Source organism: Oceanobacillus sp. FSL W7-1304 (genome assembly GCF_037969805.1).
In the GTDB taxonomy this organism is placed as follows: domain Bacteria; phylum Bacillota; class Bacilli; order Bacillales; family Amphibacillaceae; genus Oceanobacillus; species Oceanobacillus profundus.
In genome coordinates this window covers 315865-337390 of the sequence record NZ_CP150211.1, presented here as the reverse complement: position 1 = coordinate 337390, position 21526 = coordinate 315865, and the positions used below count along the sequence as shown (strand labels likewise).

Annotated in this window: 22 protein-coding genes; 5 read left to right on the top strand and 17 right to left on the bottom strand. The window is 37.2% G+C overall.

Translation table 11 applies throughout. The annotated features are described in order from the left end of the window. Nucleotides 1-86: 86 nt before the first annotated feature. The 10 genes from NYE61_RS01665 to NYE61_RS01620 all read right to left on the bottom strand — a co-directional run bounded on the left by NYE61_RS01665 (nt 87) and on the right by NYE61_RS01620 (nt 9643). Nucleotides 87-1271: a D-alanyl-D-alanine carboxypeptidase family protein gene (locus tag NYE61_RS01665; RefSeq protein WP_095308909.1), complete on the bottom strand. Its 1185-nt coding sequence runs from the start codon at nt 1269-1271 to the stop codon at nt 87-89. A 226-nt stretch (nt 1272-1497) separates the two neighbouring features. Then, the gene (locus NYE61_RS01660; RefSeq protein WP_095308894.1) at nt 1498-2802 is read right to left on the bottom strand and encodes a pyrimidine-nucleoside phosphorylase; all 1305 of its coding nucleotides are present in this window, start codon (nt 2800-2802) and stop codon (nt 1498-1500) included. A 38-nt stretch (nt 2803-2840) separates the two neighbouring features. Further along, nucleotides 2841-3662 carry a purine-nucleoside phosphorylase gene (locus tag NYE61_RS01655; protein WP_095308892.1) on the bottom strand — a complete coding sequence of 274 codons (822 nt, stop codon included), beginning with the start codon at nt 3660-3662 and terminating at the stop codon, nt 2841-2843. Between the two features lie 15 nt (nt 3663-3677). Then, entirely contained in the window at nt 3678-4856 is a 1179-nt protein-coding gene (gene deoB, locus NYE61_RS01650; RefSeq protein WP_095308891.1) for a phosphopentomutase, read from the bottom strand. A 94-nt stretch (nt 4857-4950) separates the two neighbouring features. Further along, entirely contained in the window at nt 4951-5841 is an 891-nt protein-coding gene (xerD, locus tag NYE61_RS01645) for a site-specific tyrosine recombinase XerD (RefSeq protein ID WP_095308890.1), read from the bottom strand. A 5-nt stretch (nt 5842-5846) separates the two neighbouring features. Beyond that, nucleotides 5847-6044 (bottom strand): DUF4227 family protein, encoded by a 198-nt coding sequence (locus NYE61_RS01640; protein ID WP_339317456.1) that lies wholly within the window; start codon nt 6042-6044, stop codon nt 5847-5849. Between the two features lie 598 nt (nt 6045-6642). After that, complete coding sequence (locus NYE61_RS01635) at nt 6643-7098, bottom strand: Fur family transcriptional regulator (RefSeq protein ID WP_095308886.1); 456 nt, start codon at nt 7096-7098, stop codon at nt 6643-6645. A gap of 104 nt (nt 7099-7202) precedes the next feature. Next, the gene (spoIIM, locus tag NYE61_RS01630) at nt 7203-7841 is read right to left on the bottom strand and encodes a stage II sporulation protein M (RefSeq protein WP_303449709.1); all 639 of its coding nucleotides are present in this window, start codon (nt 7839-7841) and stop codon (nt 7203-7205) included. An 87-nt stretch (nt 7842-7928) separates the two neighbouring features. Then, entirely contained in the window at nt 7929-9095 is a 1167-nt protein-coding gene (locus NYE61_RS01625; protein WP_251658868.1) for an endonuclease Q family protein, read from the bottom strand. A 2-nt stretch (nt 9096-9097) separates the two neighbouring features. Beyond that, a complete protein-coding gene (locus NYE61_RS01620; RefSeq protein WP_095308884.1) occupies nt 9098-9643 on the bottom strand; it encodes an NUDIX hydrolase in 546 nt (181 codons plus the stop codon). Nucleotides 9644-9781: 138 nt separating this feature from the next. Between NYE61_RS01620 and NYE61_RS01615 the strand changes: the two genes are divergently transcribed. Then, nucleotides 9782-10702, top strand: a complete 921-nt coding sequence (locus NYE61_RS01615; protein WP_303449712.1) for an aldo/keto reductase — start codon at nt 9782-9784, stop codon at nt 10700-10702. A gap of 77 nt (nt 10703-10779) precedes the next feature. Here NYE61_RS01615 and NYE61_RS01610 read toward each other — a convergent pair whose 3' ends face one another. Beyond that, entirely contained in the window at nt 10780-11103 is a 324-nt protein-coding gene (locus NYE61_RS01610; RefSeq protein WP_118890432.1) for an iron-sulfur cluster biosynthesis family protein, read from the bottom strand. A 38-nt stretch (nt 11104-11141) separates the two neighbouring features. Next, nucleotides 11142-11954 (bottom strand): SDR family oxidoreductase, encoded by an 813-nt coding sequence (locus NYE61_RS01605; protein WP_303449715.1) that lies wholly within the window; start codon nt 11952-11954, stop codon nt 11142-11144. A 177-nt stretch (nt 11955-12131) separates the two neighbouring features. On the opposite strand from NYE61_RS01605, the gene NYE61_RS01600 reads away from it, so the two are divergent. The 3 genes from NYE61_RS01600 (at nt 12132) to NYE61_RS01590 (ending at nt 15353) form a co-directional block, all read left to right on the top strand. Next, a complete protein-coding gene (locus NYE61_RS01600; RefSeq protein WP_118890430.1) occupies nt 12132-12857 on the top strand; it encodes a glycerophosphodiester phosphodiesterase in 726 nt (241 codons plus the stop codon). Nucleotides 12858-13041: 184 nt separating this feature from the next. After that, nucleotides 13042-13968 (top strand): ribonuclease Z, encoded by a 927-nt coding sequence (rnz, locus tag NYE61_RS01595; protein ID WP_118890429.1) that lies wholly within the window; start codon nt 13042-13044, stop codon nt 13966-13968. A gap of 14 nt (nt 13969-13982) precedes the next feature. Further along, nucleotides 13983-15353 (top strand): aldehyde dehydrogenase, encoded by a 1371-nt coding sequence (locus NYE61_RS01590; protein ID WP_251658866.1) that lies wholly within the window; start codon nt 13983-13985, stop codon nt 15351-15353. 34 nt (nt 15354-15387) lie between these two features. Here NYE61_RS01590 and NYE61_RS01585 read toward each other — a convergent pair whose 3' ends face one another. Continuing rightward, nucleotides 15388-16641 (bottom strand): DNA polymerase IV, encoded by a 1254-nt coding sequence (locus NYE61_RS01585; protein WP_095308875.1) that lies wholly within the window; start codon nt 16639-16641, stop codon nt 15388-15390. A gap of 92 nt (nt 16642-16733) precedes the next feature. Continuing rightward, entirely contained in the window at nt 16734-17861 is a 1128-nt protein-coding gene (locus tag NYE61_RS01580; RefSeq protein ID WP_303449720.1) for a M20/M25/M40 family metallo-hydrolase, read from the bottom strand. Nucleotides 17862-18034: 173 nt separating this feature from the next. On the opposite strand from NYE61_RS01580, the gene prli42 reads away from it, so the two are divergent. Continuing rightward, the gene (prli42, locus tag NYE61_RS01575; RefSeq protein WP_095308872.1) at nt 18035-18172 is read left to right on the top strand and encodes a stressosome-associated protein Prli42; all 138 of its coding nucleotides are present in this window, start codon (nt 18035-18037) and stop codon (nt 18170-18172) included. 138 nt (nt 18173-18310) lie between these two features. Here the strand turns inward: prli42 and NYE61_RS01570 are convergent, their stop codons facing one another. The 3 genes from NYE61_RS01570 to rodA all read right to left on the bottom strand — a co-directional run bounded on the left by NYE61_RS01570 (nt 18311) and on the right by rodA (nt 21490). Then, nucleotides 18311-19027: a hypothetical protein gene (locus tag NYE61_RS01570; RefSeq protein WP_303449723.1), complete on the bottom strand. Its 717-nt coding sequence runs from the start codon at nt 19025-19027 to the stop codon at nt 18311-18313. A 169-nt stretch (nt 19028-19196) separates the two neighbouring features. Continuing rightward, on the bottom strand, nt 19197-20315 hold the full coding sequence (gene ftsW, locus NYE61_RS01565) for a putative lipid II flippase FtsW (RefSeq protein WP_095308870.1): 1119 nt from the start codon (nt 20313-20315) through the stop codon (nt 19197-19199). 26 nt (nt 20316-20341) lie between these two features. Continuing rightward, nucleotides 20342-21490: a rod shape-determining protein RodA gene (rodA, locus tag NYE61_RS01560; RefSeq protein WP_303449725.1), complete on the bottom strand. Its 1149-nt coding sequence runs from the start codon at nt 21488-21490 to the stop codon at nt 20342-20344. Between the last annotated feature and the right edge of the window lie 36 nt (nt 21491-21526).

Sequence of the window (21526 nt, the reverse complement as noted above, 5' to 3'; positions counted from 1 at the left end):
AACTGTATTGAATCTATTTCTTTATTGGGAGGTCTAATTCCTGCTACTTGACAAAAGAAGTGTCTATTCACTTAAATTAGATTAAATTAGCGTGATTTCACCATTTCTTGCACCGTGCGCTTTAATAGTGAAAAATAGGTTGTTTTCTCAATATCTTCTTCAACTGTTAAAGGTATTTCATATAGTACCTGCTCCCCATCCTTCACATATAATTTACCAACTTCATCTCCTCTTTTAACTGGTAAATTCCAGGTGTCTTGAAGCTTCACCTCTGTCTGGATATCCTTTTCCTCTTCGCCTTTCTTATGAAGGGTACTAATCGATTGTTTTGTTACAATATCAACATTCTTTTGCTTTGATTTCAAGAGATGGATATCGGTAATCTTTTCGTCCCTATCAAAAAGCTTATTTGTCTCAAACTGATTGAATGCATAATCAAGTAAACCGGATACCATCGTATTTCTTTCCTTAGGAGATTCTGCACCCATTACAACAGCAATAACGCGCATATCGTCTCGCTTAGCTGTAGCAGTTAAACAATATTTCGCCTCGCTTGTATACCCTGTTTTTAATCCATCTACATCAGGATAGAACCGAACAAGCTTATTTGTATTTACTAACCAGAACTCATTGTCCTGTCCTTTTCTTAAATAATCTTCATAGACCGAAGTATAATCTGTTATGGCTTCATACTTTAATAGTTCATTTGCAATCATCGCCATATCATAGGATGTGCTGTAGTGATTATCTGCAGGTAAGCCCGTGGAATTTTGGAAATGCGTGTTCTCAAGCTTTAATTCCTTTGCGCGTTCATTCATTTTTTTCACAAATGCTTCTTCACTTCCAGCAAGGCGCTCTGCTAAAGCAACACTAGCGTCATTACCAGATGCGATGGCTACCCCTTTTAATAGATCATTAACAGACATTTCCTCTCCTGCTTCCAAGAAGATTTGCGACCCTCCCATGGAAGCAGCTCGTTCACTTACACGTATCATTTCATCTTTTTGTAAGTTCCCTTTATCCAACGCTTCCATAATGAGCAGTAACGTCATTATTTTAGTCATACTTGCTGGCGGTAACTTTTCATGAGCATTTTTATCGAAAAGTATTTCGCCGGTATCCTGTTCCAATAAAATAGCTGATTTTGCATCTGGAGCAAGAGCTAGTCCATTATTCTCTTCCTCCGAGTTATTTTCTTCTGCAAAAGCAGAAACAGGCACTGCAAAAGCTATTACCATCATAATTGTAATGAGTCTTAAAAACTTATTCATCATCTTTTACCTCCAGCAATCAATATAAAAGCGTGTTCAAAAAAGAGAAGGCAAATTGGCTAGTAACCATACTTTTTTATCTTCCAATTTGATAACGCCAAAATGTCGTTTTTGTCCAGACTTTTTGAACATCCTCTATAATGAAAGGATTGCCGAATATTGGCATTTTCATACACCGAAAATAATAAAAAAGAAAAAGCACACAACCGTGCGCTTTTTCCTTTTGTTAATCCGTTATTGTCTGATAAATTAATGTTGGAGCTTCAATATGCTCAGTCGTTATCGTTATACTTTCATACAACTTTTCAATGACTTGATCTACATTTTCCTGATTAGAATGAATCGTAAGTAAGGATTCTCCTTCTGTAACAGAATCACCAATCTTCTTATGGAGCACAATTCCGACACTTAAATCAATTTCAGACTCTTTTGTTGCTCTGCCAGCACCAAGCATCATTGCAGCAGTACCTAGTTCATCAGCAATAATTGCTGCTACCTTACCAGCAGATTTAGCTGGTAGATCGATTTTAAATTTCGCCTGTGGCAGTAACTCCGGATTATCAGCTACTTCTGCATTTCCGCCTTGTGACTCTAAAAATTGTTTGAATTTATCGAACGCTTTTCCATTTGTTAAAGCTTCCTGTAATAGCTGTCGTGCTTCATCAATATTTTTCGCCTTTTTAGCAAGTACAACCATTTGGCTTCCTAATGTAAGACATAATTCGGTTAGATCCTCAGGACCTTTTCCTTGAAGTGTATCAATTGCTTCTTTTACTTCAAGCGCATTCCCTATTGCATACCCTAGCGGCTGGCTCATATCAGATATAACAGCCATTGTATTTCTTGATACCTTATTCCCGATAGAAACCATTGCATGTGCGAGCTCTTTAGCATCCTCAAGATCTTTCATAAAAGCTCCAGCACCGGTTTTAACGTCTAGAACAATGCCATCAGCACCAGAAGCGATTTTTTTACTCATAATTGAACTGGCAATTAGTGGAATTGAATTTACGGTTGCTGTGACATCTCTTAAACTATATAATTTTTTGTCAGCCGGGGTTAAATTTCCAGACTGACCAATTACCGCAACTTTATTTTTATTCACTAAGTCGATGAACGCCTCATTTGTTATTTCTACATGAAATCCTGGAACAGCCTCTAATTTATCAATCGTTCCCCCTGTATGCCCAAGGCCTCTTCCGCTCATTTTAGCTAAAGGTACACCAAGTGATGCAACTAAAGGTGCAAGTATTAAAGTTGTTGTATCACCAACTCCACCAGTAGAATGCTTATCTACTTTGATCCCTTCAATCGCCGATAAATCAATTTGATCGCCCGATTCAACCATAGCCATCGTTAAGCTTGCACGTTCCACTTCTGTCATGTCCTGAAAATAAATTGCCATTAATAAAGCACTAATTTGATAATCTGGAATTTCACCGTTTGTATAGCCATCAATAAAAAATGTTATCTCTTCCTTGGTTAATTCCCCACCGTTTCGCTTTTTCTCAATGATGTCATACATTCTCATTTATAATCACCTTTTTTATTATTTTAGTTCGTACATATTTACGCTGGCAATGTACTTACAATTTTCTTAACAAATTGCAGGAAATTTGTTTTTACTTTTTCAGTTGTTTCTATTACTTCATCGTGTGTTAACGGCTGATCTAATATACCTGCAGCCATATTTGAAATACAAGAAATACCAAGCACTCGAATGCCAGCGTGTCTGCTTACCACAACTTCTGGTACGGTAGACATTCCTACAGCATCTCCACCAAGCGTTCTCAGCATTCTAACCTCTGCAGGCGTTTCATATGCTGGTCCAGTGTTGCCGACATACACTCCTTTTTGAACGAAAATACCAAGTGAAGCTGCACAGCTTTCTGCATGCTTTATGAATTCTCGATCATAACTTTGGGACATATCAGGAAAACGAACACCTAAGTCTTCATCGTTTTTTCCGATTAAAGGATTATCACCCATATTATTAATGTGATCTGTAATGAGCATGAGGTCTCCGGGGTTGAATTCCTCATTTATTCCCCCAGCGGCATTCGTTACGATAATGGACTCGATTCCTAAATCCTTCATGACGCGTACTGGAAATGTTACTTGGTTCATGGAATAGCCTTCATAGTAATGAAAACGTCCTTGCATCGCGATAACCTGCTTACCTTCTAACGTTCCAATTACAAGTTGCCCCTTATGTCCAGATACTGTTGATTCTGGAAAGTGTGGAATGTCCTTATAAGCAATGGTTATCGGATTTTCAATTTCTTCACCAAGAACTCCTAGACCAGAACCAAGAATTAAGCCAATTTCTGGTGTCTCTTTTAGTTTACTTTTCACATAATTGCTCGCTTCTTTAATTGCTATATGATTCATTTTGCTGATTCCCCTCTATTTAATTTCATTTAAAAAGCTTTTTCCGTGATTAGGCATCGGTATGTTAAAATTATCTGCGATTGTAGCACCGATATCTGCGAAAGTTTCTTTAATTGGCAATGCTCTTCCTTCTGAAATCGCTTTATGATGTACGAGCAACGGTACATATTCTCTCGTGTGGTCTGTACCATGATGTGTCGGGTCATTCCCGTGATCTGCAGTAATAATTAACAAGTCATCCTTCTGCAATTTTTCTAAAACCTCAGGCAATCTTGCATCAAATTCTTCCAATGCTTTTCCATAACCCTCTGGATCTCTTCGGTGTCCATATTTTGCATCAAAATCAACTAAATTCAAAAAGCTAATACCGGTAAAATCCTGATCCATTGACGCTACTAGCTTTGTCATGCCATCATCATTATCCTTTGTTCGAACTGCTTCGGTTACTCCTTCTCCATCATAAATGTCGGAAATCTTCCCTAGAGCAATCACGTCCAGTTTATTATCTTTCAGTTCATTCATTACAGTCCTGCCAAATGGCTTCAATGCATAATCATGGCGGTTTGATGTTCGTTCAAATGCACCAGGTTTACCAATAAACGGTCGTGCAATAATACGGCCAACCATATATTTTTCGTCCAATGTTAGCGCGCGAGCAATTTCACAAATACGATACTGCTCTTCAATCGGTACAATTTCTTCATGTGCAGCGATTTGCAGTACTGAATCTGCAGACGTATAAACAATCAGCGCACCAGTTTTCATATGCTCTTCACCAAGCTCATCCAATATTTCAGTACCTGATGCGGGCTTATTCCCAATAATTTTTCTTCCGGATTTTTCTTCCAATTCATTTAATAACTCATCTGGAAATCCGTCCGGGAACGTTCGAAATGGGTTGCTTATATGAAGGCCCATAATTTCCCAATGGCCAGTCATGGTATCTTTACCATTTGAAGCTTCCTGCATTTTTGTATAGTGTGCTTTTGGATGAATAGCCTTGCCAATTCCTTTTATTTCCTTAATATTACTTAATCCTAATTCACCCATATGAGGCATATTCAATCCACTCATATGTTCTGCAATATGCCCTAGCGTATCAGCACCAACATCATTAAATTGTGCTGCATCTGGTGCCTCGCCAATTCCTACTGAATCTAAAACAACTAAAAATACACGTTTAAATTGATTCATCTCTATCAAACCTCCTGTTACTATATTCCCGCATCACTATGAATATATGTTTCATTTTTATGATGTAGGATGTCAGACCACTGTTAAATCAAGTTCAAGCTCTTGGATGGTATGCCTTATACATGTCTTTTAATCGCGCTTTCGTGACATGCGTATAAATTTGGGTTGTCGAAATATCAGCATGTCCTAGCATTTCCTGAACCGCACGTAGGTCGGCGCCATTTTCTAATAAATGAGTTGCAAAGGAATGTCTTAGCGTATGTGGTGTTAACGTTTTATTTATGCCTACATCTCTTGCTAACCCCTTTAGGATCTTCCAAAATCCTTGTCGCGATAAGGCTCTGCCATGCTGATTAACAAACAATGCTGATTCAGATTTGTTATTAACAAGCTTCCCTCTTGCAAGATCTAAATATTGCTCTAAAGCATTTCTTGCTGCATCTCCTAATGGAACAATTCTTTCCTTTGAGCCCTTTCCAAAACATTGAACGAATCCCATTGTTAAATGTAAATCACCAACCTTCAATGAAATTAGTTCTGATACACGAAGTCCTGTTGCATAAAGCAACTCGAGCATTGCTTTATTACGTATGGAAAGTGAAGAGTTCGTTTGAATATCGAGTAATTTTTCCACATCTGCCTGAGACAGAATATCAGGAAGCTTTCTTTCTTTTTTCGGTGTTTCAATATGTAAACTAGGATCATGCGTCACAATCTGTTCGCGAATTAGAAATTGATGAAAGCTGCGAATAGATGAAACATGTCTTGTAATGGTTGCTGTCGACTTCCCACTATCTTTAAGCACATATAAGAAGCTTATGATATCATTTCTAGTTACCTGATCCCATGATTGTTTCTTTGCTTCCTTTTCGATATGTTCGATATAATGTTTAAGATCACGTCCGTAGGAGCCAAGTGTGTTTTCTGATAAACCGCGCTCGATTTGCAGAAAGTGAATAAAATCCTCCAATGCGTATTTCAACATACATACTACTCCCCTGCTTTAAAAAATAATTGAAATCGTTCCAATAGCTTCGTTTGTGAATGAAACACCTTAACAGCTGGGCCTTCGGGAGGATCATAACGATGAATTTCTTCATACTCCCGATGCATAATTTGTAAGCATACATAAAATATGACGGTACACATTGTAAAAATCACAAACACTTTTATCGTATCTCGTATCATTCTATTCACCTAGCACTACTCCCTAAAATAGTTGTTTATTTAAAGATATGCTAGGTTAGAATCACAATATACTATTCAAATGTAACCTTTTTCAAGCAATTTGTAAATTATAACAAAAATAAAGTCCAACCCAACTTCAAACCAAAATATGAGAAAGTATTTAATAAATCAGGAGTTGAAAGAAACTCCAAACTAACTTCCCGGCTGTTTTCTTCAAGTATGTGCAATAATCGCCGTCCGGGATCGCTTCGGGCGGATGCTTTCCGTGGGCACGGCTTCAGCCTCTCCGGAAGAAACCCACTTCCGGTGAGTCTTCAGACACGTGCTATTCCCACTGGAGTCACCGCCCTGCGCTCACCCGGACTGGTAGCGCATCGATATCGTTTTTATTAATGGTGAGACTACGCAGTGCGACAGCACAAGGAGGCTCACCAGCTCCCCTTTGGATGCGCGAATTATATTTCCGGAGCGGGGAGACGCACAATCCATTTAAATACACTAATCCACAGTTTATATTTATGTAGGTATAAACTGAACTCATGCTAAGTTCATACTGCAAAAAATAAAAACCTTTCTCCATTTGGAAAAAGGTCTCTACTTATGTTGCTTTAACTGCTGCTTCTTGACATTGCTTGCATATTCCATGAAAGGTTAACCGATGATCTTTTACTTGGAATCCCCAATCATTTAATACAATTTTTTCAACATCTTCTAGTAAATCATTTTCAATTTCTTCAACGGATCCACATTCAATACATACAAGATGGTGATGGGAGTGCTTCGCGCCCTCTTTTCGTAAATCGTAGCGTGACACACCATCTCCAAAATTAATTTTATCAACAATTTTCAATTCAGAGAGTAGCTCCAATGTCCGGTACACTGTTGCCAGACCAATTTCCGGAGATTTTTCCTTTACTAGCAGATATACATCTTCTGCACTAAGATGGTCCTCTTCTCGCTCCAATAAGACACGAACCGTTGCCTCTCTTTGTGGAGTCAGCTTGTAGCTCTGTGCATGCAGCTGCTTTTTTATTTGTTCTATTCGATGTTCCACGGCAGTTCGCCTCCTCATTTCCCATCTTTATTATATGCACCTTTGATTTCTATGTCAAAGTATATTCTCACCTTTTAATAATAATAATTATAATATAACATTGATTATAGGTAAAGCGATTTAATTAATTCTTGCATTGCTTGATTGGATACATAGGCCTCAACTAGAGCTGCGGCAAACGAAACGACCAGCAATATTACGAAGATAATACTATACTTTGCTAGTGGCTGCAGTAATAATTGATGATTTTTGCGAGAAAATAATTTATTTATCAAAGTTAATGAGAATATCATTGAAATGGAACCAGCTGTAATATAAATTGGTATTACCAATATGTTCTGGGGCGCGATTGATAATGAAGCTAATAAAAGTCCTTGTAATCCAAGTTGGTTCACAATAAAGCCTACTGAAAAGCCAATAACCAATCCTTTTACGAAAATTAGCACCCATACAAGTGGTAATCCTATTACTGATAATCCTAATATACACAGTAGTAAAAGATACTTGGCATGGTACGTGAAACTTTGCCAGAGGATATCAATTTTATCGATAGATACACCTTCCGTTATTTGTCCAAAAAAACGTTCCAGATAAAAAAACAGATCCTGTTTCTGTATGAAACCCATACTGTTGACAATTACTGCTCCAAAAATAATTCCTGTTAAAAATAAAATAATCATAAATAGATAGATAGTAGCATGATTTTTAATATGTTCCCATACAAGAAAGCTGTTTTTATACATCGGAATCCTCCTGCTAAGATAGTCTTTAGTTAAAAACTATGAGGATTCCGAGATAAAAATACCAATTATCCTAGATTTCCAAATGAATTAGGAAGGACCTATGCTTCCATACTTCCCTCCACCACCTGCTTTTATAGGCAATTTTCCCTCACGCATTTGTATAATAGAATTCGCTAGCTTCTCTGGTACAACTTCTATTAAATTCTGATATGGTGTATGATGAATAACTTCCATTTCCGTTCCAAATGCATTTAAAAGCTTCTGAAATGTTTTTGGTCCGAGTGTTGGCAAATATTCAAGTGGAACTTGATACAAATAGTCAGGTCGTTCCACCTCCTGTTTATCCGTATTTTTTAATTCTTCAATACGGTCAGAAACACCTTTAATAATCTTTGTAGAACCACATTTTGGACATTTTGTAATATCTGTTGTTACCTGTTCAAAACAGTTGCTGCACACTGTCGTATGGTATTTTCCTAACAGTGGATTCATCCCAAAGTTACGTTTAATTTGCCTGCCGTCAACACGATGTAAAGCCCAGTTAAATTCTTTAAAAGTCGGATTCTGCATGACGACTTCCTGGTATTCTCTAGCAATTTTCGGAAGTGAATGCGCATCTGAATTCGTTACAAATGTGTATCGGTGAAGCTCGGATAATTGGTCTGCCATTTGAGTATCTGAGCTTAGTCCTAATTCAATTCCATCAATTAAATCAGGATCTAATACTTCTCCTAAGGAGCAGCGTACGCCTTTTCCGTATAAACTTTTAAACGGCGTAAACACATGGGCAGGAATAAACAATCCACCTAATTCCTTTACTTTATATTGGAGCTGCTTTGCTGATCCGTAATACCTCTGTGAACTTAAGGTTATATTTTTCATTCGAGTTGACAACCACTTAGAAAAGGCCTCCATACTGGAAAGTGTCGGTAAATACACAAGTACATGAATCGGGCCGAGACAATTTTCATCGTAAATTTCAATTTCCGAACCGAGTATAAGCGTTACTCGTTCAAAGCGAATACCACCTTCTGGTAATTCGCTCGCCTCCCCATTATCAATCAGTGATTTTATCTCCTCCTGGACAGCAGGAGCGTGACAATCAATCACCCCTATCATATCTATTCCTTTATTTCTACTTGACTCCATTAAAATATTCGTTAATGTTAGGCTTTTTGCGCCTGTTATTTTTACTGGCTTTCCGTATTTATCACGGCCAATATGAATATGCATATCAGCAAAGTAGACGTTCAATCCTAAAGCCTCCCTAAGGCATGCAAATAGAGTATCGCATAATTTGTTTTGGCATCATGGATGCGTTCTTCAACTACATATTCTTTCGCTTCGTCTAGTGTTAATTCTAGCACTTCAACGAACTCGTCATCATCCCCTTTTGGTGGATTCTCCATTTTGACTAACTGATCCGTAACATAAATATGAACTAATTCGTCAGCAAACCCTGGTGATGTATAGAAGGAAGTTACAAATGAAAGATCATTTGTCGTATACCCAGTCTCTTCTTCTAGTTCACGTACTGCTGCAGCCAGTGGATTTTCATTTAGATCAAGTTTACCGGCAGGAATCTCAATTAGCGATTTTTCCAATGGCTTACGATATTGTTCAACAAAAATTATTTTATTATCCTTCGTGATTGGAATAACCGCTACAGCACCTGGATGCTTGACGAGTTCTCTTTTTGCTGTTTTACCATTCGGTAACGTTACATCATCCACTTGCAAACTGATTATTTTTCCGTTAAATATTTCTTCGCTTTTAATTGTTTTCTCTTCAAACTTCTTCATTATTTACCACCCTTATTAACATTCTTCCCCTATTGTAGCATACGAAATCTCAGGTAGCCGGTATAAAAAGTTTGTCTTCTATCACAGCTCTCCTTACAATTAAAATAAATACTGCAATGTAGAAACGGAGTGGAGATAATGAAGAAAAACAGATTAGGAAAATCCGATATTATGATTTCAGAGCTAACTTTAGGCTGTATGTCACTTGGCACCGATGTAAATAAAGCGAAGGAAATTATCGATGTTGCGCTTGATTATGGGATTAATCATTTAGATACTGCGGATTTATATGATTTCGGTAAAAATGAAGAACTTATTGGTGAAGCAGTTAAAAATAAAAGAGATCAAATTGTACTGACGACAAAAGTCGGCAATCATTTTGATAAAGAAAAGAAAACTTGGTTTTGGGATCCGTCGAAAAAATATATCGAACAAGCAGTTAAGGATAGTTTAAAACGGCTGCAGACAGATTATATCGACTTTTATATGTTGCATGGTGGAACAATTGATGACCCGATCCATGAAACAATTGACGCTTTCGAAGAATTAAAAAAGGCAGGCCATATTCGTGCCTATGGAATTTCTTCAATACGTCCAAATGTTATCCGTGAATATATTGAGCATTCGTCTATTGATGGTGTAATGACACAATATAGTTTGCTCGATCGCAGGCCAGAAGAAACGACATTAGATCTCCTTCATTCAAACGAGGTTAGCGTACTGGCGCGTGGACCACTAGCCAAAGGAATGCTAAGCAACGATGCCGGGAAGGTTATTGAAAGAAAAGGAAATGAAGGGTTTCTTGATTATTCCTATACAGAGTTACTGGAGGTACAGCAAGGTATTTCACACTTAATGCAGCATAAATTATCTCAGAATACACTTGCATTAAAGTATGTTCAAAAACACCCTGCAATAGCAACAGCTGTCTTCGGGGCTAGCCGGGTGGCACAGATAAAAGAAAATGTCGAACACCAAGACACAGAGCAAATAACAACAGCGGAATATAACAAGTTAAAACAACTGACAAAAGCCAATGTGTATACGAGTCATCGATAAATCTTAAAACCACTTATAAAAAGAGCGAAAAACAATCATCCGTGATTGCTTTTCGCTCTTTCATTATTCAATATAATTCAATTGTGTACTGCTTGTTGAATAGAAATAAACGGATTTAGAATACCTTCCGGACTTGAAAGTCGGAAAACACCATTTCGAATATCTAGTTTCATGTCTTCCGAGAAGAAAACAGCTTGTCTGCTATCAATGAATGTTGGAATTATTGTATTACTCGCAAGCTCTTGATAATAATCCTGTTTTTCGGAAACCAATTGAATTGTAGGAAGTCCATTCACACCACATCCACATCCCTCTGTATCGTACCATAAAACTAGGCTACTATCATTTGTTCTTATATCCATTAGTTTCTGTTCAGCTTCAAGTGTAATTGTTAACTTCATGGTTAAGTTCCCCTTTTCATATTATAATCATCCCGTTTTTACTTTTTATTAAAAGAGCTACGCAAGAGTTTCTCCATAAGGCCAGGAAATAATCGATAAAAAACACTTCCTGCTTCCATCCAGAAAGGCATGTTAATTTCCCGCTTCTTTGTAAATAAATAACGAACAATGGTATTAGCAACTTGATGAGGATCAAGCATATAACGATCCACACTCTGCCTGTAGCTTCCGCTCGGATCAGCCACTTTAAAAAAATTAGTGCGGACAGGACCGAGGTTAACAGCTGTTACATAAATCCCTTTGCTATCCATTTCTTGACGCAATGTATTGGTAAAACCAATTACAGCGTGTTTGGATGCGCCATAGGCAGCTGATTTTGGTGTGGAAATTTTTCCTGCTTGCGAAGCGACATTTATAATATGCCCTTGCTTATATTGATTGAAGTGAGGAATTAACAACTGCGTGATTCGCATTAACGAAAAAACATTTAACTGGAACATCTCATGCAAATCTAGCCATTTCATATCTTCCACAGCATCAAAGACACCAATCCCTGCATTATTAATCAAGCCATGTATTTGTTCATGCTCAGCTAAAATGGTTTGGATAGTGAAGTCTATGTCATCATTATCTTGTAAATCAACTTTATAGATATAACTTTCTGTTTGCAATTCCAATTTTAGGTCCATTTGAATTGCTAATAGTTTATCTTCAGAACGTGCTAGCATAATTGGAATACCACCATTTTCTGCTATCTTCTTGCACAACTGTTCACCAATACCGCTTGATGCTCCTGTAACAATAATCTTTTTAGAGTTAAGTGCCGTATGAATCATATCAAATCGTTCCAATCTTTTAATTGAAATTCAATACCATATAGTTAAATAGAGTCATAACTTTTTATTATTACTAATTCTACCGTCCTTCATTACATACTTCAATTTTAACGATTTTTAGTAAGGCAGTCTTTGCTTGTCTAAATTGACTTTTAGCGTAAAATCTAACACAATTATAAAGAGGTGAAATGTATGACAATGATCATCGCGCATCGCGGCGCTAGCAAACTTGCTCCAGAAAATACGATGCCAGCATTCGAGCTAGCGCTTCGTATGAAAGCTGAGGCAATTGAAACGGACGTACAGTTAACAAAAGATAATATCCCGGTTCTAATTCATGATGAGCAAGTAAAACGAACAACAAACAGTTATGGTTACATAAAAGATTATCACCTTGCAGAATTAAAACAATTAGATGCGGGCTCGTGGTTTTCGAAAAAGTTTGCAGGCGCAACAATTCTAACACTGGAAGAATTTCTGCAATGGATGAGTGATACGCCTCTGCACTTACATCTTGAACTGAAAAATAATAAAATAGACTATATGTATTTGGAACCAATCGTGTTTGAACTGCTTAATCAATACAATGTTGTAGATCGGACAACTATTTCAACTTTCAACCCAAAAAGTGTACAACGTTTTAGCCAATTAAGCTCAACGATTGAAATTGGATTGCTGACATCGCGTAAAATCAATAATTTAGCACGTTATGCAAAAGAGTTAGGTGCAAAAGCAATTCATGTTAAATATCGATTATTAAATAAAGCATTAATTCAAAAATGCCAGCAGGAGGACATGCGAGTTCGTGTCTATACTGTTAATCATTTTTCACCAATGATGCGATGCTTCCGGCTAGGCTGTGATGGGATATTTACAGATGTACCAAATAAAGCACTACTATATCGAAATAAATTTTAAAGGGTTGTTCAATAAGTCCGGTAAAAATGATACAAATCGAGATCAGTAGACCTTCGCACAGAACGTGCCAGTGTCGGCGTCGCAAAAGGACATTTCGATCTTTGACGACCTCGGTTCTTTTTATCCTTCTTTTTGAACACGCACTTAAAATAGCACGAAACGGAATGTTAGATGGAGGTTTATTATGGAAGTAATATTTCTTGGTACAGGCGCAGGGGTTCCTTCTAAAGAGCGCAATGTATCAGCAATAGCATTATCGCTATTACAGGAGTTAAACAGCATTTGGCTGTTTGACTGCGGAGAAGCTACACAGCATCAGATTTTACGGACTAGCATTAAACCTAGAAAAATAAATAAAATTTTCATTACCCACTTACATGGAGACCACATTTATGGTCTGCCTGGTCTTTTAAGCAGTCGCTCCTTTCAAGCTGGAGAAGGATTATTAACCGTATACGGCCCTAAAGGAATCTCAGAATATATTCATACATGCTTAGACATCAGTGGTACACATCTCAACTATCCACTAAAAACAGTAGAAATTAATGAAGGCATTATTTTAGAAGATGAAAAGTTCACTGTCCATGCTAAACTGCTGGATCACGGTATTCCAAGTTATGGATTCCGCATAACAGAAAAAGATAAAACCGGAGAGCTACTCGTTAACAAACTAATGGATACCGGGATTGAACCAGGGCCAATTTATAGTCAAATTAAAAACAATAAAATGGTACAATTAGAAGACGGCCAAACTTTATATCAAAAAGACTTTATCGGTCCTAAAAAAGAAGGACGGGTTATTTGTATACTTGGCGACACACGAAGTCAAAAGGACTATGGTGAGTTCGTTGAAGGCGCCGATTTACTAATCCACGAAGCTACTTTTACGAGTGATAAAGCAGAGTTAGCACAAAGCTACTTTCACTCCACGAATACAGAGGCTGCAACACTTGCTGCTAGAAGTGGTGTAAAACAGCTACTATTAACACATATTTCTTCGCGTTATCAAACAGAAGATGATCAACAAATAATTGAGGAAGCTCGGGAAATTTTTTCCGAGACCTATCTAGCAAAAGATTTTTCCCGGTTTCTTATAGCAACCAAAAACTAGAGGAGCGTTTTTTTATGGAATACATCGAAACAATTGTAAATAATCAACGAGCTTTTTTTCAAAACGGAAATACCGTAGATTATACTTTTCGCAAAGATAGATTAGAAAAGCTAAGAGAAATGCTAAAAAAGCATGAAAGCAAAATCTATATGGCATTGAAAAAGGATTTAAATAAATCAAAACATGAAACATTAACAACGGAACTTGGGTTTCTTTACTCTGAAATTGATGTAGCTATTAAAAATCTCAGGTACTGGATGGCTGCCGAGAAAGTGCCTTCCCCAATTACACATAAGGGCTCCAAAAGTTATATTATGAAAGAGCCTTATGGAGTAGTGTTAGTGATTTCACCTTGGAATTACCCGTTACAGCTAGCTTTAGCCCCTGTTATCGGAGCAATCGCTGCCGGAAACTGTGTTATTATAAAACCGTCAGAGCATGCAAAAGCAACTTCCATGCTTCTGGCAGATATGATAGAGGGCGCATTCGATAGTTCGTACGTAACCGTTATTGAAGGTGGACAGGAAGTAAGTACTGCATTATTGAAACAACGTTTTGATTCAATTTTCTTTACTGGTAGTTCAGAAGTTGGAAAAATCGTCATGCGTGCGGCAAGTGAGCATTTAACACCAGTTACACTTGAGCTTGGTGGTAAGAGCCCAGCTATTGTTGACGAGGATGCAAATATTAACCTTGCAGCGAAAAGGATTATTTGGGGGAAATTTACGAACGCTGGGCAAACCTGCGTTGCCCCAGATTATGTATATGTTCATGAGTCCGTTAAGTTTAAGCTGCTTAAGGCAATGAAAAAGTATATCAAATCATTTTACGGGAAAGATCCACTTCGGAACAGTGATTATACGAAAATCATCAATGAAAAGCATTTTAATCGTCTTGAAGCATTCCTGACAGATGGCACGGTATTACATGGCGGTAATTCAGACCGGGAATCACTCATGATTGAACCGACGATATTGGACAAAATCACCTGGGAAGACTCTGTTATGAAATCAGAAATTTTCGGACCGATTTTGCCTGTGCTTACATTCACAAATATTGAAGATACACTTTATAAAATTAAAAAAATGGAAAAACCACTTGCACTATACTATTTTGGTGATAATGAAAAAATGCAGCAGCAAGTTATGGAGTATGTTTCCTTCGGTGGTGGATCCATAAATGATACATTATATCACTTAGCAAATCCTCACCTTCCATTTGGGGGAGTTGGTAATAGCGGAATAGGGGCTTATCATGGGAAACACAGCTTTGATACCTTCTCCCACAAGAAAGGTATCTTAAAACAAACAACAAAATTCGATTTACCTTTCCGTTACCCTGGAAGCAAACTAGCAGAAACAGTAGTGAAAAATATGATAAAATAGCATGCAAAATCCCGCACCTTTAAGGTTGCGGGATTTACTTTTTATAGTCATCGAGAAAGTCTTTTTGAAAACTTGTTCTCGGCTGTGCATTATCTTTTTTTTCGTTACCTTCCAATTGCTTGAAAGGATTTTTCCCATATTTTTCTGCCAAATCATCAATAACAGCGTAAAGTTTCTCTTTTTTTGCTTCATTCTCATAAGTAAATAGGTCAAGCTGCTGGCCAAGCTGCTGTTTTTCCTCTACATCTTGAACCGTAATCCCTAATAGACGTATTGGCTCCCCATTCCAATGCTGTTCGAATAATTCATTCGCTATAAAAAGAATATCCGCCTTCTGATCAATGTACGTTTGCAGCTTCCTGCTTCTTGTAATGGTTTTACGATCATGATAGCGAATTGTAATTTGCACACTTCTTCCGGCTGCGTTTTTACGTTTCATTCTCCTTTCCACATTATCTGCCAGCAGACGCATTAAGCTGTTAATCTCATTCCAGTCTATCGTGTCATCTGGTAAGGTTTGTGAACTTCCAATACTTTTAAATTCATAAATTGCATCAGGATCAACAGGTCTTAAATCGATACCATTCGCTCTGTTTTTCAATCGCTCTCCATTAATCCCAAGCAACTGCTTCAGCTCATAGACATCCTTTTTAGCTAAATCTCCAATTGTTTCAACATGAATCGTATTTAATTTATTCGCTGTTTTTTCTCCAATACCGTACATTTCTCCAACTGGTAAAGGCCATAATGTTTGGTCTAGCTCTCGCTTTCGCAAGACCGTTATTCCCAGTGGTTTTTTCATATCCGATGCCATTTTAGCTAAAAATTTATTGGGCCCGATTCCAATACTGCAAGGTATATCCAATTCATTTAAAATGCTTTGCTGGAGATTTTGTGCAATTTCCAGCGGCGTTCCTAGTGCATCTGTATCTGTAACATCCATATACCCTTCATCAATCGAAACAGGCTGAACATAAGGAGTAATTTCAGCAAGCATTTTAAAAATTTCTTTAGAAGCAAGCCGATAACGATCAAAATTAGGCTTCATAATAATAAGCTCTGGACAAAGCTTTCTTGCTTGCCAAATCGTCATCGTTGTTTTTACGCCTTTTGCTCTTGCTTCGTAGCTGCTTGTCACGATAATTCCTTTGCGCTCCTCAGGGTTTCCAGCGATAGCTAGTGGCTTTCCTTTTAAATTCGGGTTATAAGCCATTTCAACTGATGCATAAAAGCAATTCATATCAATATGAAAAATGACTCTTCCTTTTTTCTGTTCAGAAATTGCCATTATTTTTTCCATCCTTTGTTAGCATTATTACTCTAGTATATCATAAATAGAAAGACCTCCTATGTGTGACGACACATAGGAGGTTGACTATTCTAGCTATTGGCTGCCTCTTTTATTATTGCGGTAACGAGTTCGGCTACTTTGACTAGATCAGCCACAGCAATGCGCTCGTTTGTTGTGTGTATCCCTTCATAACCTACTGCTAAGTTTACGGTTGGGATACCAAAACCCGCGATTACATTCGCGTCACTTCCCCCACCGCTTTTTAGCAGTTTACTTTCTCGACCAATTGATTCAGCAGCTTGACGAGCTACTTCTACTACTTGGTCACCAGCCCGTTGATTGAAACCGGGATACATTACTTTCACATTAACCTCAGCAGATCCGCCATATTCTGCTGCAGTGTTTTCAAAAGCCTCTTTCATTTTAGCTACTTGGGCTTCCATTTTTTCAGGTACGAGTGATCTTGCTTCTGCGAGGATTTCAACATGGTCCACAACGATATTCGTTTGTTTCCCACCTTCAAATCGACCGATATTAGCCGTCGTTTCCTCATCAATTCTTCCGAGCGGCATCTTCGAAATAGCTTTTGCAGCAAGTGTAATCGCTGATATACCTTTTTCAGGCTCTAATCCTGCATGTGCTGTTTTCCCTTTAATAACAGCAAACACCTTTGCTTGTGTCGGTGCAGCTACAACGATATCACCAACTTCACCATCACTGTCAAGCGCATAACCATATTTAGCTTTAATGCGAGAGCGGTCTAACTCTTTCGCTCCGACTAAACCAGATTCTTCTCCAACCGTTATGACAAATTGGATATCCCCATGCTGAATATTATTTTCTTTTATAACACGTATTGACTCCAACATAGCTGCAAGGCCTGCTTTATCATCCGCTCCTAAAATAGTCGTGCCATCTGAAGTAATGTAGCCGTCCTTAATTGATGGTTGTATTCCTCTTCCAGGTACAACGGTATCCATGTGGGATGTGAAGTAGATGGTATCAGCGCCCTCCACATTTCCTTTTAATGTGCAAATTAGATTCCCTGCACCATGGCCGGTCATATCTTTGCTTCCATCTTCGTACACTTCTACACCTAGGTTTGTAAATTTATCTTTTAATACTTCAGCAATTTCCGTTTCAAATTTCGTCTCGGAATCAATTTTTACAAGCTCGATAAATTCTTCTACTAATCTTTCTTGATTTACAGTTATCATATAAAATCCTCCTATCCTAATATATAGGCTACTATAAGTTGAGCATTTTTTACAGCGAGATATTCCAATCCATTTCTAATGAAAAACAGGTAGGCTCTTTTTATGACTTGTCCATAATAGGTTTTCAAGTTAAAATATTCAATAGGAATGTGTTTTTAGAAGGAGGTTCTTTAATGGCTGCAAATTCAAATTATAAATCGGCTCCAAGAAAAAAATCAAAACGTGAACGAAGAAATAAAATTATTGTTTATATCATGATTATTTTAATGCTCGTGTCGACCTTGACTGCTGGATTGGCATTTATCATCTAATTTGATAAAGGCATTTTTTAGGAAAGTGTTTTGCTTCCTTGGAAAGCAAGTTTTCTTCCTCTGCTATACTGATGCAGATATCAAAAGTGTCATACCTTCCTATCTGCCAAACAGGCTGGATTTTTCCAGCCTGTTTTTTTATGATGAAGCTTTAAATGGGTAGATTTGAAGTTCCTTTGCTTGTTCAAAGTGCTCCGAAATAATTTCATCTAAAAGCTGCTCCGCATCTTTATTCGCTATATCAATGTCTAGCTTTTCAGCTGATTGAATAATCTTTGCCACATATATCTCATTTTTAATTTCATGTACTTCTTTTCCTTTTGTCATAATTCCTAATTTTGCCGCTTTCTTTGTTAGCGCAGCTTTCCTAATTTCAGTTTTTAATGCGTTAGAATCCTTTCCTTGCACAGAAACTCCTAGCTCAATTGCTTTTTGCTTCATTAGAATTTCATGCACTTCCCGAGCCAATGCATCCGGCTCTTTCCCCTTCATCTCAACATCAAGTTCTTTAGCTTTTTCTATTACTTTAGCATGATAAATTTCCTCTTTTAATTCTTCCGTTGATTTCCCCTCTGATTCAATATCTAACTTCTTAGCAGCTTGAAGAACCATTGCCTCATATATTTCCTTGGCAAGTGTTTCATCGTCCTTCCCCGCCATATCAATCCCTAATTCTTTAGCGTGCAGCTTTAACAATGCTTTACTTTTGAAAAAACGCTTATCCGTTTCCTGTTTTTCATTGTGATTGCCAAACGATTTCCAAACCACATCCTCATGGAAGGAAGCTGAAATACTTGGCATCTGCCAAATCATACCAGTCATAAATACGGCTGTTAACAAGATTTTTTTCATCATTCTTTATAAACACCCTTTCATTATTTTTGCCATTCTATAGGTTGCCCAGTTGAGGTTGAAAAATAAATGACTTTTTATAAAGTTGTGAGACGCATGAGTAACAAAATAAAAAAGCTTTATCGGTTAAGAGAATTACCCAAAACCAATAAAGCAAAATCGTATCCCTATATTAGCCAGCACCTTTAGTTAAAGTAGATATGTTAACCAAAATACCGGCAGAAATTAGTGTAAATAATAAAGAAGATCCTCCGTAGCTTACGAGTGGCAACGTGATACCTGTAATTGGAAGCATTCCAGAAACCGCACCTAAATTAAAAATGGCTTGGATCATAATTTGAAATGTAATCCCTATCGCCAATAGCTTTGCAAACATATCTTTACAATCCTTCGCAATCCTTATTCCTCGAAGCATGATGAACAAATAAGAACCCAAAACAATAATCAGGCCAAATACTCCTATTTCCTCCAAAATAATAGCCATAATGAAATCCGTATGAGCCTCTGGTAAATAACCTAATTTCTGAACACTGTTACCAAGACCTGCTCCCCATATTCCACCTGTTCCAATAGCAATATAAGAGTTCACAAGTTGGTAGCCTGAACCTAAATGGTTTTCAAACGGATTTAAAAAGGAGGTAATGCGCTCAAAACGGTAAGCTGATGTAAAAGCGAAATAAATAACTCCAATTAATCCAACACTGCCTAAAATAAATAAATGAATTTTTCTTACGCCGGAACAAACGACAATTATTCCGCATACGAATAAAATTAATGCAGCGGATCCTAAATCAGGTTGTTTCAATATTAATAAAAACATAACCCCCAAAATTAATAGCGGGGGTAAAACACCTTTTTTAAACTGATTGATATAGGCTTGCTTCTGTGAATAAAAATAAGCAAAATAAATGATCATGAATAACTTGATCGGCTCAGTAGGCTGAAAAACAAACCCTCCAAGCTGTATCCATCTCTGTGAATTATTACGTTCAACACCAATTCCAGGCATTAAGATAATGATTAGCAATAAAATGGACATGAATATGAAAGCTGGGCTTAACTTACCATAAAGCCGGTAAGGCAAAATTGCTGCAATAGAAAAAAAGAACAGGCCGATCAGCAACCATTGAATCTGTCTTGAAAAAAAATAATTGGCATCTCCATAATGGACATATGAGATTGGGTAACTAGCGCTATATACCATGATTACACCAAAACCAGCCAATAATAAAATGCTGATTAGCAATGAATAATCTATTTTTCTAAATTTGTTTCTAATAAAAGTTGCCATGATTACCACCATATCTTTCAGATGAATTAAACACCATCACTAAATATATATTTTTTAGACCGCATACGAACACTGCAAACTAAGCCTAATGCAATCATGTTCGTTATTAGAGCGCTTCCCCCATAACTAATCAATGGTAAAGCAAGCCCTGTTATTGGCATTAGACCGATTGTCATAGCTATATTTTGAAATACTTGAAAGGCAATTAAACCAATAGCCCCTACACATATATAAACACCAAGCAAAGTGTTCGATTTGTGAGCAATTTTTAAAATCCGATAAAACAATAAGAAATATGTAAAGAGAAGTAAACTTGCACCTACAAATCCGAAATCCTCACCAATTACAGCAAAAATAAAGTCGGTATGCGCTTCAGGTATTTTCCCCATATTTACCTGTACACCTTGATTAAACCCAGTACCAGTTAATTGCCCCGATCCAATACCTAGCATTGATTGCTTTAGTTGATATCCGTATCCCGAAGAATATTTATCTGGACTTATCCAAGCATAAATCCTCCCAAGCTGATGCGGCTTAAAAATATGTGTAAATAGATCATTTTTGTACGTGTAAAGATACATAAGAAATCCAATAGCACTTGTCATAACCGTAACACTTAACATAATCATCTTAAGCGAGAGACTGGAAATAAAAAATAAAGTTAAAGCAATGGAGATTATTATTAGAGAAGAGCCCAAATCAGGCTGTGTATAAATGAATAAGATAGGAATAATGGTTATGATGCCGATTCTTATTACTACCGGAATACTCTTTTTGAAGGAAATTCTATCTTCACCTATTTTTTTCAAATATACAGCTAGATACACGAGTAAGAATATTTTCATAAATTCTGATGGCTGCAATTCAATGAAACCTAGGCTAATCCATCGTTGTGATCCGTTCTTTTCTACACCAAATAAATGAACCAGCAGTAAAGAAAAGACCCCGATCCAATATAGTGGTTTTGCCAATTTCTCCAACAGCTCATAATCAAAAGCTGCTACTCCAAACATGATTGCTATCCCGATGCAGTACCAGATAATTTGCCGAAGCACATAGTATCCTGATTCCCCATATTGTCCAGACCCACTGTACACAGCGAAACAACTAAAAATTAAAAGAACTAAAATAATGAATAATAACTGATAGTCTAATGGACTATTTTTTTTCTGCATGTTCTAACCTTTTACCCTTTCAAAAATTTAAAACAA

Excerpts from the sequence above, each read along its gene's own strand:
- NYE61_RS01655 (WP_095308892.1), bottom strand. The coding sequence starts at position 3,662 with ATGAATCATATAGCAATTAAAGAAGCGAGCAATTATGTGAAAAGTAAA.
- NYE61_RS01610 (WP_118890432.1), bottom strand. The coding sequence starts at position 11,103 with ATGAAGTTAACAATTACACTTGAAGCTGAACAGAAACTAATGGATATA.
- spoIIM (WP_303449709.1), bottom strand. The coding sequence starts at position 7,841 with ATGTATAAAAACAGCTTTCTTGTATGGGAACATATTAAAAATCATGCT.
- NYE61_RS01665 (WP_095308909.1), bottom strand. The coding sequence starts at position 1,271 with ATGAATAAGTTTTTAAGACTCATTACAATTATGATGGTAATAGCTTTT.
- NYE61_RS01615 (WP_303449712.1), top strand. The coding sequence starts at position 9,782 with ATGAAGAAAAACAGATTAGGAAAATCCGATATTATGATTTCAGAGCTA.
- NYE61_RS01570 (WP_303449723.1), bottom strand. The coding sequence starts at position 19,027 with ATGATGAAAAAAATCTTGTTAACAGCCGTATTTATGACTGGTATGATT.
- xerD (WP_095308890.1), bottom strand. The coding sequence starts at position 5,841 with ATGTTGAAATACGCATTGGAGGATTTTATTCACTTTCTGCAAATCGAG.
- NYE61_RS01660 (WP_095308894.1), bottom strand. The coding sequence starts at position 2,802 with ATGAGAATGTATGACATCATTGAGAAAAAGCGAAACGGTGGGGAATTA.
- NYE61_RS01590 (WP_251658866.1), top strand. The coding sequence starts at position 13,983 with ATGGAATACATCGAAACAATTGTAAATAATCAACGAGCTTTTTTTCAA.
- NYE61_RS01600 (WP_118890430.1), top strand. The coding sequence starts at position 12,132 with ATGACAATGATCATCGCGCATCGCGGCGCTAGCAAACTTGCTCCAGAA.
- ftsW (WP_095308870.1), bottom strand. The coding sequence starts at position 20,315 with ATGGCAACTTTTATTAGAAACAAATTTAGAAAAATAGATTATTCATTG.
- NYE61_RS01640 (WP_339317456.1), bottom strand. The coding sequence starts at position 6,044 with ATGATACGAGATACGATAAAAGTGTTTGTGATTTTTACAATGTGTACC.
- rnz (WP_118890429.1), top strand. The coding sequence starts at position 13,042 with ATGGAAGTAATATTTCTTGGTACAGGCGCAGGGGTTCCTTCTAAAGAG.
- NYE61_RS01585 (WP_095308875.1), bottom strand. The coding sequence starts at position 16,641 with ATGGCAATTTCTGAACAGAAAAAAGGAAGAGTCATTTTTCATATTGAT.
- NYE61_RS01580 (WP_303449720.1), bottom strand. The coding sequence starts at position 17,861 with ATGATAACTGTAAATCAAGAAAGATTAGTAGAAGAATTTATCGAGCTT.
- deoB (WP_095308891.1), bottom strand. The coding sequence starts at position 4,856 with ATGAATCAATTTAAACGTGTATTTTTAGTTGTTTTAGATTCAGTAGGA.
- rodA (WP_303449725.1), bottom strand. The coding sequence starts at position 21,490 with ATGCAGAAAAAAAATAGTCCATTAGACTATCAGTTATTATTCATTATT.
- NYE61_RS01620 (WP_095308884.1), bottom strand. The coding sequence starts at position 9,643 with ATGAAGAAGTTTGAAGAGAAAACAATTAAAAGCGAAGAAATATTTAAC.
- prli42 (WP_095308872.1), top strand. The coding sequence starts at position 18,035 with ATGGCTGCAAATTCAAATTATAAATCGGCTCCAAGAAAAAAATCAAAA.